8 protein-coding genes are annotated in these 12,192 nt (G+C 60.6%); 7 read left to right on the forward strand and 1 reads right to left on the reverse strand.

The annotated features are described in order from the left end of the window. Nucleotides 1-13 precede the first annotated feature (13 nt). The 3 genes from L6R21_05680 to L6R21_05690 all read left to right on the forward strand — a co-directional run bounded on the left by L6R21_05680 (nucleotide 14) and on the right by L6R21_05690 (nucleotide 2,618). The gene (locus tag L6R21_05680) at nucleotides 14-622 is read left to right on the forward strand and encodes a sigma-70 family RNA polymerase sigma factor (protein ID MCK6558671.1); all 609 of its coding nucleotides are present in this window, start codon (nucleotides 14-16) and stop codon (nucleotides 620-622) included. Further along, nucleotides 612-1,292, forward strand: coding sequence for a zf-HC2 domain-containing protein (locus tag L6R21_05685; GenBank protein MCK6558672.1), 681 nt, complete (start codon nucleotides 612-614; stop codon nucleotides 1,290-1,292). The genes L6R21_05680 and L6R21_05685 overlap by 11 nt, the downstream gene beginning before the upstream one ends. Nucleotides 1,293-1,442: 150 nt before the next feature. Then, nucleotides 1,443-2,618, forward strand: coding sequence for a hypothetical protein (locus tag L6R21_05690; protein ID MCK6558673.1), 1,176 nt, complete (start codon nucleotides 1,443-1,445; stop codon nucleotides 2,616-2,618). Nucleotides 2,619-2,655: 37 nt separating this feature from the next. Here the strand turns inward: L6R21_05690 and L6R21_05695 are convergent, their stop codons facing one another. Further along, nucleotides 2,656-3,027: a DUF4430 domain-containing protein gene (locus L6R21_05695; GenBank protein ID MCK6558674.1), complete on the reverse strand. Its 372-nt coding sequence runs from the start codon at nucleotides 3,025-3,027 to the stop codon at nucleotides 2,656-2,658. Between the two features lie 294 nt (nucleotides 3,028-3,321). Here L6R21_05695 and L6R21_05700 point away from each other — a divergent pair, with 294 nt between their 5' ends. The 4 genes from L6R21_05700 to L6R21_05715 all read left to right on the forward strand — a co-directional run bounded on the left by L6R21_05700 (nucleotide 3,322) and on the right by L6R21_05715 (nucleotide 11,686). Beyond that, nucleotides 3,322-3,927, forward strand: a complete 606-nt coding sequence (locus L6R21_05700) for a biotin transporter BioY (GenBank protein MCK6558675.1) — start codon at nucleotides 3,322-3,324, stop codon at nucleotides 3,925-3,927. A gap of 11 nt (nucleotides 3,928-3,938) precedes the next feature. Beyond that, the gene (locus tag L6R21_05705) at nucleotides 3,939-4,928 is read left to right on the forward strand and encodes a hypothetical protein (GenBank protein ID MCK6558676.1); all 990 of its coding nucleotides are present in this window, start codon (nucleotides 3,939-3,941) and stop codon (nucleotides 4,926-4,928) included. Nucleotides 4,929-5,555: 627 nt separating this feature from the next. Next, nucleotides 5,556-10,214, forward strand: coding sequence for a S8 family serine peptidase (locus L6R21_05710; protein ID MCK6558677.1), 4,659 nt, complete (start codon nucleotides 5,556-5,558; stop codon nucleotides 10,212-10,214). Nucleotides 10,215-10,480: 266 nt separating this feature from the next. Beyond that, a complete protein-coding gene (locus tag L6R21_05715) occupies nucleotides 10,481-11,686 on the forward strand; it encodes an anhydro-N-acetylmuramic acid kinase (protein ID MCK6558678.1) in 1,206 nt (401 codons plus the stop codon). The last annotated feature ends 506 nt before the right edge of the window (nucleotides 11,687-12,192 follow it).

The raw sequence follows: 12,192 nt of genomic DNA on the forward strand, positions 1-12,192 counted from the left end.
AACGGCGGTTCTTATGACAGATGCGGACCTGATTGGCAAATTCGTCAAAGGTGACGTCAATGCATTCAACACCCTGGTGTGGCGTTGGCAGAAGACGATCTATAATTTCGTGCTCCGGTATGTCGGCAACCGCGAAGAAGCGCATGACCTGACCCAGCAAGTCTTCATGCGTGTCTATCGCAGCCTGCCCCGGCTCAACAAGCCCGCGAGCTTCTCGACCTGGATTCATCAGATCGCGGCTAATCTCTGCCGGGATTGGATCAAGCAGCGCCGCCGCCGGCCGGCGGTGTCGCTCGAAAATTTGCAGGAAACCGGTTCCGCTGACCTGCACAAGAATCCGGCGCTCACGCTGTTTCCGGAAGCCAGCCAGCATCCCGACCGGATCGTGAGCCGCAATGAACTGCGCGAGCTAATCGAGAAAGCTCTGCAGGAGATTCCGGAAGAGCAGCGTGTCGTTGTGATCATGAAAGAATACCAGGGCCTGAAATTCACCGAAATCGCCGAAGCCCTGGGCGCGCCGGTGAACACCGTCAAATCGCGGCTGTATTACGGACTGTCAGCCTTGCGAAAAATCCTAACTCGTTGGCAACTTGATGACGAGGTGCTGCAATATGAAATGTGATGATACCAAACTTGCGATGATGGACCTGCTCCACGACGAAATCGACGTCGAAACCGGGCGGCTGCTCCGCACGCATCTTGCTCACTGCGAGCCCTGCCGCCGGGAATACGAGGAGCTGAACCGCGCCAGCTTGGCCTTGCACGCCTGGCCGGAGGAGGCGCCGCCGGCCGACCTGGTCTTCGTCCAGCCGCGCACCAATTGGCTGGCCAGCCTCAAGAATCTCATTCTGCCGGAAGGCGCGCCGCTGGGCGCACGGCTGGCAGTGGGCCTCACCGGCGCAATTGCCGCCGCACTGGTAACCAGCGCGCTGTTCAATCTCGAAGTCAATTATCGCGGCGGTGAATTCACGTTGCGCAGCAGTCTGGCGCCGCGCGCCAAGGTGGAATTGACGGAGCAATTCAAGACGGAAGTGGCCGAGCAGTTGCGCCAGGAAAACCGTGAGCTGGTTGCCCAACTGGTGCAGGCGCGCTATCAGGAACAGCAGGCTGAAATCGATCGCACGCTGGTGAATCTGGCCACGGAAATCAACCGCCAGCGCCAGCAGGATATTTTGCTGCTGGGCCGCGGCCTCGAAAAGGTCGAACAAAACACCGCCAACCGCTTGCGGCAAACCGACCGCATGTTGGATCAACTGCTGCTGCGCGTCGGCAATCCCTCGCCGCATCCCTGAGCCGCAACTCGTTTGGCCGGAGGCGGCGGACTGCCGGAGATTGCCGCATGTAACGGCTGATTATTCCGCAAGAACAGACCGGCATGAGGTCGAATCGCGCCTGATTGTTTCCAGCAAACGACATTCAATTCTGGCAAGATCGCAATGCTTATGAGAGGGAAAGGACTGCTTTCACTACTGATTCCAGCCGTGCTGGCGCTACGTCCGGAGGGCGCATTGCAGGCGCAGACTGCGGCGGCCATGCCGGCGCGCTTGCAGCGCGATTTGGAAATTCTGGAATTGGTGCTCGACCGGTTGCTGGACGTGCAATCGGCGCGCACGCTGCATTGGCGCGAGCCTGCCACGCGGGCCACCTACCTGCCCGGCTTCGGCGTGCTGTTCAAAGTCCCGGCGCCCCCCAGCAGTTTTGCTTTCTTCGAATTGGAAAACGAGCAGAGCTCCGGCGTTGCGCGCGGCAGGGAGTATTATGCTTCGGAGGCCGGTACCCCAATGAAGAACGACCGTGCCGCGATCACTGCCACCGGCGAAGATGCCCTGATTGATTTCTTCACCGATTGGGCTGATGCACTCAATCAGTTGGGCGAGCAGGAACAGATAGCGGTTTACCGGGAAGGAGGACCGGCGTGGTCCGCATTGTTCAGCCTTGGTGGAGGGCCGGTTCGCCAATTCGAGAGTCAGCCCGAGGAACTGCTCGCGCGGGTCCGCAAGCCGGATCTCGAGGCGCTGCGTGCCGGCGCGTTGAGCCGTGCACAATTTCGCAGCCGCATCCTGCAGCAGCGTCTACGCGACCCTGAGCCGGCGCTCGCCACCATTGCCGCGGCGATTGATCGAACGCTCGCCAACCGACCGGGCGAGGCGCGCAGCGTTTATTTGGAGAACTATGGCGTGGTGGTTTTCGCGAATGCCCACCTGGGGCGAAGCTTTGACGATGATTTTTGGCAGGATTTTGGACCGCCCGCGGAAGAACCGCCCGCGGCTTTCGAAGAGTTCAAAACCGCGGCGCAAGTGATGGCCGAGCTGAAACGCCGCATGGAACGCCACGCGCAAAGGATGCAAGGGCTGGTCGCCGAGCGCCGGCAAAGCTGGCTGGCAGAATATTCCCGGCTGCGCGCGCGGCTGGCAGAGACGCTGGCCGATCAGAGCAGCGCTTTGCCCCAACTCAAGCCGCAAGAATGGCTGGTCATTGCCGCTGACTTGCCCGATGCGCCACCCGATGCTCCCAACCAGTTGATCTGCCGGCTGCGCAAGCAGGACGCCGATGATTTCGCCGTGCGAAAGATCTCGCGCGAGCAATTGCTGAAGAAAATCGCCTACTCCGAAAACTGACGCCCCGCACGGCTTGCTTTTCAAATCCGGCGCTGTGCTAGTAGGTCGCCAGACTCCAGCGCAGCCGCACCGGCTTCTGGATGACCACTTCGGCAATCCCCACCATTGCTGCCTCGCCATCGATTTCAAGCTTCCAAAACTGGCGCTGGCGCGATTCGGCTCTAAAGCCGGCGATGCCTGTGACAAACCGGCGGGAGAAGCTGGCGTATTCCATTTTGAATATCCGGTCCATCAGATCGCGGCCATTGGTGCCGGCGGGAACTTGCAGCCGCGCCTCCAAATGATTGGCGGAGTCGGCGACAATTTCCACCACCAACGCCACGCGAGTGCCGGTTTGTGCGCCGGTCGCATGACTGCTCAGCAGCAGCAACCCCAGTCCCAGCCACACGCAACCTGCGAGTTTTCTCATCTGCTCTCCTTTTCTTTGTTTGAATGCGAAGCGCCAAGATAGCCGAACCCGCCGCCAGTTGCAACCTTTGACTTTGCGCAGCCGCGGTTGTATATTGCCGCCGGCTTCTCATCGGCAAAACAGATTCGTGTCTGTCCGAAAACGTTCCAACCTCGGCTGTGCCGAGGTTTCCAAAACGCCGGGCGTCGTGAAAACGCCTGGGATTTTGATGCAACGGCCAGGCCGATGCAGGAGCACTTTGTTCAAAAGACGACGATTTCGGATGGGCACCAGACTATCGCACACGAGGCATGGATGCCCCCGACCCTGGCGGCCGGCAGCCGGCGCGCGAAATTGCGCGCGATGATTCTGACCAGCTTGTTCACTGCGCTCACTGTGTTCGGCGCCTTCGTCCGCATTCCGCTGCCGCTGGTGCCGTTGAGCTTGCAGGATTTCTTCGTCTTGCTTTCCGGCAGCATTCTTGGACCGTTTTTCGGCAGCCTCAGCCAATTGCTTTATCTCGGCCTGGGCCTCGCCGGCCTGCCGGTGTTCACGCAGGGTGGCGGCCCAGCCTACGTGCTGCAACCGACGTTTGGCTATCTGCTCGGCTTCCCAATTGCCAGTTTCATCACCGGCGTCTTGGTTCACGGCCGGTCTTGGCGCGGACTGCAGCTCCCACCGTTGCCCACCGCGCGTTTGATACTGGCTTATGCCGCCGGCCTGGCAGCGATTTTCACTTTCGGTGTCGTTTACCTGTGGTTGCATGCCAATTTCGTTTTGGGGAGCAGCCTCACTTTCCAGCAGGCGCTGTGGGCCGGCTGTCTGGTTTTTTTGCCGGGTAGCGTCATCAAGCTCATCGTGCTCGCCATGCTCTATCGGGTGTTGCAGGCGCGTCTGGCAATTGCCACACCTCATCACTGAGGAGTCCTCTTATGAGTCCCAGCAAAGCAGAATTCATTCTCGGCATTGAAGGCGGCGGCACCGCGTTGAGCGGGTGTCTGCTGCGCGGCGACGGCGTGATGGTGGCTTATGCGCAGGCGGAACCGGTGGTCTATGCGCAAGTGCGCGGCGGCATCAGCGAGCCGATTTTGCAATTGTTGCGGCGTTTGCAGCAGCAGGCGCAGGTTCCGCCGCAAACGGTTGACTATGCCGGCGTGTGCTCGACCGGCATCGGCCGCGCGGCTGACCGCAAGATCGTGACCGAGGCGCTCGCTGCGGCCGGCCTCGCCCGCCACCTGACGGTGGACAGCGATGCCATGAGCGCGCTCACCGGCGCGTTTGCCGGCAGCCCCGGCATCATCGTGGGTGCGGGCACCGGCTCCTTTGCCTTTGCCCGCGCCGAGAACGGCGAGCTTGTGCGCGTGGGCGGCTGGGGTTATCTGCTGGGGGATGAAGGCAGCGGTTTCGCATTGGCGCGCAATGCCGTCAATGCGGCCCTGCAGGATTGGGACGGCCGCGGCGAGGCCACGAGTCTCCGCGGCGTGTTCGAACGGCATTTTGAAGTCGAGAGCATCGAGCTGGTCATCAGCAAGATTTATCAACCCGGCTTTGATCGCGGCCACATGGCAAAGCTGGCGCCGCTGGTTTTTGCCGAAGCCGAGGCCGGCGACGCGGTGGCGCAACGCCTGATCGCCGAGACCGGCTTTGCGCTCGGCCGGCATGCCCGCGCTGCGCTGGCGAAATTCACGACGCAGCCGACCATTCCACTGGCGCTGCTCGGCGGACTTTTTCGGCGGCAGGACATGCTGCTGCCCTCCTTTTGGCAGGCACTGGGCGAGGCGAAAGAGCGCCTGCGGCTGGTCGAACCGCGCTTCCCGCCGGTGATCGGCGGCGCTTTGCTCGCGCTCTTGCAGGCCGGCCGCACGCTGGATGAGCCTTTTCTCAGCAGCCTGGATCAATCCCGCCGCAGTTTCAAGATGTGAGGGCCGCGCAGCGGCTGTCATGTCGAAAGGGATCTTGTGAAAACCTTGACATCACGCCAGGTACATCAATAGACTCCGAGGAACAACATGCAAACAAATCGCCTCGCCAAATCAGTGTAACAACCCACCGATGAGTCCCCGCGCAAGAATCTTCAGGCAAAGCCTTGGCTCGGCCCGCGTCCATTGTTCCCGCCCATCAGGAATACTGCAACTCCATCGCAAATTCTCTGAGAATTGCCGCAGCAATCGGGTTCTGTTACCAGTACGAGCGCTCCGCAAGATTCAGCTAGTGTCTGTCTGAGATTGTTCCAAGCTCGGCTGAGCCGAAGTTTCCAAAACCTCGAGCGTCGTGGACACTCTGAGGCTTTTGAGGCAATGGCAAAAACCGTTGCAGGAACTCCATTCTTGTAGTCCCGATCCCTTGATTGCGAGTGTCATTCAGAGGGGATCTTGTGAAATACTTGGCACCATGCTCAACTCTTCACAGGATCCTTGCAGGATGACATTGGTGGTGGCGATACATTTCAAGGTGACAGACCACTAGTAACCGGCAACCAGCCAGCCAGTTGCCGCACTCTTTCACCCCTTCATTTTCAACAGGAGAGCACAATGGCAAGGAACGTGACCATGACGCGATGGGTCCTGGTGAGCTTGTTCACGCTGGTGGCGAGCAGTGCCTTGATTCTCACCGCGACCCGCAGCGGCCGCACGCAAAGCCCGAGCGACTACTCTTTCACCGACAAGCTGTTCGGCAAACACTTCTCTTTCACGCCCAAGCCGGATGAAGTCATGATCCGGTTTGCCGCTCAGCCGAAAAAGCTGGACCAGAACACAGTGCAGGCTGCAACGGCGCAAGCCGGCCTCACCCTGCTGCACGAGGCCATCGCCCAACATCATTTCGGGGTCTTCCGCCTGCCCGCCGGCAGCGATTTCGAATCTGCCACCGCGCGGCTGCGCGCCAGCGGCGTCGTGCAAGCCGTTTGTCCGGTGATGATCGATCAAGACGGTTACACGCGCTATTTCATGCCGGATGAATTCACCGTGCAATTCGACCCGCGTCTGCCCGAGGCCGAAATGCTGGCGATCATCCGCGACTTCGGCAGCAGCATCGTGAAAGAGCAATGGACGCCGGGCTATTACACGCTTGCTCTGCCGCCCGAGATGGAGTTGTTCGAGACCATCCGCGAGTTCATGCGGCTGCCGCAGGTACAATTCGCCGAACCCAGCTACATCGGCTTCAATGATTTTGCTTTTGATCCCAACGACGCCTCCTATGCCCAGCAATGGGCACTGCGCAACACCGGCGCCACCGGCGGCACTGTTGATGCCGACATCGACGCGCGCGAAGCCTGGGATATCGAGCGCGGCGACGCCAATGTCGTGGTGGTGATTATCGACACCGGCGTGGATTGGGACCATCCCGATCTGCGTCCCAACATCTTGCAGAATCTCGGTGAAGATGCGGACGGCGACGGCCAGACCATGGCATTGGTGGCCGGCAACTGGGTGCTCGATCCGGGTGATCTCGACGGGATCGACAACGACGGCAACGGTCTCGATGACGATTTGCTCGGCTGGGATTTTGACGATGATGACAACAACCCCAATGATGAAGGCAACCACGGCACCGCCTGCGCCGGCATCGCCGCCGCAGTGACCAACAATGCCACGGGTGTGGCCGGTGTGGCTCATAATTGCCGCATCATGCCGCTGCGCATCAATCTCTCGGCGGGCATGAATCAAAACCGCGCCGATGCGATCAACTATGCCGCCGCCATGTCAGCCAACTATGACGGCATGGTGTTGAGCTGCAGTTGGATCGCCAGCGGCGACGTCACCGCGCTGCGCAGTGCCATTGTCAACGCCAAGAACGACGGCGTGGTCGTGTGCTTTGCCTCCGGCAATTTTGACGAAACCTCAGTGCGGTTTCCGGCCCGCGTGGAAGCAGCGATTGCCGTGGGCGCCACCAGTGAGTGCGACGAGCGCAAGAGCCCCACGAGCTGTGATGGCGAGACCGCGTGGGGCAGCAATCGCGGCGACAGCCTGGACATTGCCGCGCCCGGCGTGCACATCTTCACCACCGACCGCGCCGGCGCCGACGGTTACGATCCCACCGACTACGTCAGCGATTTCAACGGCACCTCCTCCGCCACGCCGCACGTGGCCGGCGCAGCCGCCCTGCTGCTCTCCTATGATCCTTCACTCACGCCCGATGAAGTGCAGGATATTCTGCAAGTCAGTGCCGATCGCGTGGGCGGATACAATTACAACCATGACGCCACCCGGCTGGGCCATTCGCTGGAGTTGGGCTATGGCCGGCTGAACATCAATCGCGCGCTGCAGGAGCTGATTGCCCGCAAAGTCATCATCCTGCAACCTGAACCGGTGGACATTGCCCTTTCCATCGACCGCTCCGGCAGCATGACGCCGCCCAAGCTGAGCGCGGCCCGTAACGCTGCCGCGCAAGTGGTGCGTCTCATGAACATCGGCGACCGCGTGACCGTTACCAGCTATGATCACAACGTGTTCGTCAATTTCAATCTCGCCAACATTACTTCGGAAGCGGTGAAAGACAATGCCATCACCGCCATCAATGCCATCACTGCCGGCGGGGCCACTTCGATCGGCGGCGGTTTGGTCACCGCGCAAGGCCAGTTTCTGCTCGCGGTGCCGCCGCATTACCCGCAGGCCATCATTCTGATGTCGGACGGCATGAGCAACACTGCGCCGTGGGTGCGGCAGGTGACGCCGCTGCTGCCGGGAACCACGGATGTTTATGCCATCGGATTTGCCACCTCCGGCGTGGACATCGATGAAGACTCGCTGCAGTACATGGCCAGCACGACCGGCGGGCAGTATTTCTTTGCCGGCGCCGATGGTCTTGGTGCCGCGCCGGGTCCGCAGGGCAAACAAGAGGATCCCAATCTCATCACCAGTGTTACCGGCGGTTTGGAGTTGATCAAGAGCTATCAAGCCTCCTTGAATATCGCCTCCGGCCGGCAGATGATGCGGCATGTTTCCAGAAAATACCAGGACCAGTACAGCGACAGTGTGTTCGTCGATGCTTCGGTGGATGAAATGCGCTTCAGTTTTCTACTCGACAGCAAACCGGCGACTCTGTTGTTCGAGCTGCGCACGCCCAGCGGCAAGACGATTGATCCCGGCGTCGCCGCGGGTGATCCTTTGATTGATTATCTCGAAGACGCCACGCTCGCCTCCTACACCGTGCGCAAGCCCGAGCGCGGTCTGTGGCTGGTGGTGGCCCGCGCGGCAAGGGTGGAGAAAATGTATCTCTCCGCCTCCGGTTATTCTCATCTGCAGGGCGTGCTCTCAATTGAAGAGTTTGGCTTGGGCGTGCCGATGGTGGTACAATTGCGGCTGATCGAGCGCGGCCTACCGGTGCTGAAATCGAATGTCACTGCCAAGCTGGCTTTGCCCAACAACCAATACCTGTCGTTTGCGCTGTTCGACGACGGCAAGCACCGCGACGGCCTGCCCAACGACGGCATCTACGCCAACACGACCGAGCGCATCGGGCAAGGCGGCAGTTACACCGTCGAGACTACGGCCAGCGGCTTCAGTAACCTCAGCGGCGATTTCTATTCGCGCTACAACGTGGCTTCGACGTTCGTGCAGTTCAAGCAGGACCGCAAGCCGATCAGAGTGTCATTGCCGAACAGCCTCGCGCTGCCGGGACGGTTGGTGCGGATTCCGATCTTCGTAAACAGCGACGTGTTTGGCCGTGACCTCGGCGCGTTTGCCGCCGTCCTCAGGTTCAATCCCAAGATTCTCCGGCCGACCGGCAAGCTCGAAGTTGACAACACAATGAGCGCCGGCTGGAACGTCGATGTCAATCTCCCGGCCGCTGAACTTGTGGAACTGAAGGCTTCCGGCCCGGCGCTGCAAGGCAATGGCATTCTGCTCAATGTCTTGTTCGAAGCCGTGGGCAACGTCGGCGAGAGCTCGCCGCTCGAGTTCGGTCATTTCGAATTCAACGGCGGGTCGGTGCCGGTTGAAACCAGCAGCGGCTTCTTCACCGTGGGCTCGACTTTCCTGGAACGCACGGTGACGCTGAACAAACCCAAAGGCTGGAGTCTCGCTTCACTGCCGGTGGAAAGCATCGAGCCGGCGCTGCGCGGGGTGTTCCCGAAAGCGCAGGCAGCATTCAAGTTCGTGCCCGGCGAAGGATACAAAGCCATCGACCAGCTCGAGCCGGGCATGGGTTTCTGGCTGAGTTTGTCCGAAGCCGGCGCCGCCACTGTTACAGGATTGCCGGTGGCGGAAGCGAGCTACCGGTTGGCCAAGGGCTGGAACTTGATCGGCGGACTTCATGATCAGGCGGCCAAGCCGCAGACCAAGCCGGCCAATGCCATTCAAGCGATGTTCCGCTTCGATCCTCAAACCGGCTACGTCGCGGCCAACGAGGTGCGTCCCGGTGAGGCCGTGTGGGTGAGCTGCGCGCAGCCCTGCAGTCTGTGGCTCGCGCAAGCAAGCCAAGCAGCGCAGGCGCAACCGACTGCTGCCGGAGAACTGGCGTGGGAGGCAACGATTACTTCCACCGGCGAGGAAGTGGGCGTGGCGGCCAACGTCAGCAGTGTGGTGATCGGCGCCGGCCCGAGCGGCCCCACGGCTCTGCCCGCGCCGCCGACTGTTCCGCAATTCACCACCAATCTGCAGTTGTGGGAGTTGAACTTTACCAACGGCCCGTTTGCGAAGGACACGCGTGGGATCAACACTCCGGAATCGAAATGGGTGCTGGAAGTCGATCCGCATGGCAACGTGCCGCCGCCCACTCCGCGCAGCGCCACGGTGAGCTGGGAAGCGAGCAAGCTGGGCGCCGGCACGTGGGAGCTGCGCGACGGCTTCGACGGCAGTGGTGTGATTCGCATTGCCGACATGAAAAGCACCACTTCGTTTGTGGTGACCGGCAACAGCGCGCAGTATTTCACCATCATCTACAAACCGGTGATCACCGGCGTGCAGGAGAAGAACGAAGGCGGTTTGCCTGACCGCTTTGCACTCCATCAGAACTATCCCAATCCTTTCAATCCCGAGACTTCAATTCGTTACGACTTGCCGGCTGCGACGCAAGTCACGATTCAGCTTTACAACCTCACCGGCCAGCTTGTGCGCACTTTGGTGTCCGGTGAGTTCGCCGCGGGTGTGCACGTGGTGCGCTGGGATGGCCGCGACGACCACGGCCAGCGCGTTGCCGCCGGCGTGTACTTCTACAGCCTGAAAACGGAGGCTTTTCAGCAACGCAAGAAGATGGTGCTCTTGCCGTGAGCGGCTGATGAGACCCGGACTGTCTCCCGGCCGGCCTCTGAACCAGGGCCGGCCTGACCCTCCGGGAGAAACGGAGTTCCCTGCGAGGCATTGCGAGCACAAGGAGAGGAGCTCCCAGAACGGCGGCATTCGGAGAGTGCCGCCGTTTTTGCTTCCCCGCCGCACGGCCGCGAATGTCTTTGCATTTCTGCACGCTTCCCGCTATTTTCCCGCCATCCTTACGCGCTTTGCCAATGCAACGGCATGATCACACATTTTGGGAGAACATGAAGACGTTGGGCCAGCCCATGCAGCGCTTGCTGCGGATCGCGCAGCGACCCGAACGAATCATCATCGGACTGAATTCCGGTACTTCGGCGGATGGTATCGACGCGGCGTTGGTGCGGTTCAGCGGCAGCGGGCCGGGCCTGCAATTCAAGCTGCTGGCGTTCGAGCATTATTCCTATCCTGCGGAAATTCGTGCGCAGCTTCTGCGCGCCTCTCTGCCGGGGCAGGGCACGGTCGATCAAATCTGCCGGTTGAACGTTGCGGTGGGGGAATGCTTTGCGCAGGCTGCGCTCGCGCTGGCGGCAGCCGCGGGAATTGCGGCCGCAGAAATCGATGTGATCGGTTCGCACGGCCAGACCATTCATCATCTTCCCAATGCCGAGGCGATTACCGGCGTGACGACGCGCGGCACGCTGCAAATCGGCGAGCCCAGCGTGATCGCGCAGCGCACCGGCATTCTCACCGTCGCGGATTTTCGGCCGGCCGACATGGCGCTCGGCGGCCAGGGCGCGCCGCTGGTGCCGCTGCTGGATTTCTTGCTGCTGCGCTCGCCGGAAAAAACGCGCGGCATTCTGAATCTCGGCGGCATCGCCAATTTGACTTTGTTGCAGAAAGAGGGCAGTCTGGAGGAGGTGGTGGCCTGCGATACCGGCCCGGCCAACATGGTGATCGACGGCTTGATGCAGAAGCTGTTCGCGCGCGAGTTCGATGCCGGCGGTGCGGTCGCGGCAGCCGGCAGGGTTTCACCGGAGTTGCTGCAGCAATTGTTGCAGCATCCTTATTTTGACCGGCCGCTGCCGAAATCCACCGGCCGCGAGGAGTTTGGCCAGGCGTTTGTCGAACAAGTGATCTTTGGTGGATTGCAGCATTTCCTCTCGCATGAGGACATGGTGGCAACCGCCACGGCATTGACGGTCGAGACGATCTGGCGGGGCGCACAGCTTTTAGAGGAACAGGCCGGCCGCATTGAAGAGCTGGTGGTGAGCGGCGGGGGCGCGCAGAATCCCGTCATCATGCAGGGCTTGCGCGGGAAGTTTGCCGGCGCAAGCGTGACCACTTCCAGCGCGCTGGGCATGCCCAGCGAGGCCAAGGAGGCGATTTTGTTTGCGCTGCTGGCGAACGAAACCGTGTCGGGCCATGCCGGGAATGTGCCGGCGGTGACCGGCGCGGCGGCGGCGACGGTGTTGGGGAAGATTTGTTTGTGAGAGAGAGCTGCGATTCAAATCGCAGCCTGATAGCAAAAGCCGGCAGAAGCCGGCTGGGGTTGTAGCGGGGAGAAATGGCGATGGTGTTGAGTTCTTTTCATGTGTTTCGTCTGTTTCGTCTGCGATTCAAATTGTAGCTGCGATTCAAATCGCAGCCTGATCGCAAAAGCCGGCTGAAGCCGGCTGGGGTTGTTGTGGGGAGAAATGGCGATGGTGTTGAGTTCTTTTCATGTGTTTCGTCTGTTTCGTCTGTTTCGTCTGCGATTCAAATTGTAGCTGCGATTCAAATCGCAGCCTGCTAGCAAAAGCTGGCAGAAGCCGGCTGAGGTTGTTGCGGGGGAAATGGCGATGGTGTTGAGCTCTTTTCATGTGTTTCGTCTGTTTCGTCTGCGATTCAAATTGTAGCTGCGATTCAAATCGCAGCCTGCTAGCAAAAGCCGGCAGAAGCCGGCTGGGGTTGTAGCGGGGAGAAATGGCGATGGTGTTGAGTTCTTTTCATGTGTTTC

This window comes from bacterium (assembly GCA_023150945.1).
Lineage (GTDB): Bacteria > Zhuqueibacterota > Zhuqueibacteria > Zhuqueibacterales > Zhuqueibacteraceae > Coneutiohabitans.

What these genes read in the sequence shown, in the direction of transcription:
- L6R21_05680 (MCK6558671.1), top strand. Translation starts at nt 14, where the DNA reads ATGACAGATGCGGACCTGATTGGCAAATTCGTCAAAGGTGACGTCAAT.
- L6R21_05685 (MCK6558672.1), top strand. Translation starts at nt 612, where the DNA reads ATGAAATGTGATGATACCAAACTTGCGATGATGGACCTGCTCCACGAC.
- L6R21_05690 (MCK6558673.1), top strand. Translation starts at nt 1,443, where the DNA reads ATGAGAGGGAAAGGACTGCTTTCACTACTGATTCCAGCCGTGCTGGCG.
- L6R21_05695 (MCK6558674.1), bottom strand. Translation starts at nt 3,027, where the DNA reads ATGAGAAAACTCGCAGGTTGCGTGTGGCTGGGACTGGGGTTGCTGCTG.
- L6R21_05700 (MCK6558675.1), top strand. Translation starts at nt 3,322, where the DNA reads ATGCCCCCGACCCTGGCGGCCGGCAGCCGGCGCGCGAAATTGCGCGCG.
- L6R21_05705 (MCK6558676.1), top strand. Translation starts at nt 3,939, where the DNA reads ATGAGTCCCAGCAAAGCAGAATTCATTCTCGGCATTGAAGGCGGCGGC.
- L6R21_05710 (MCK6558677.1), top strand. Translation starts at nt 5,556, where the DNA reads ATGACGCGATGGGTCCTGGTGAGCTTGTTCACGCTGGTGGCGAGCAGT.
- L6R21_05715 (MCK6558678.1), top strand. Translation starts at nt 10,481, where the DNA reads ATGAAGACGTTGGGCCAGCCCATGCAGCGCTTGCTGCGGATCGCGCAG.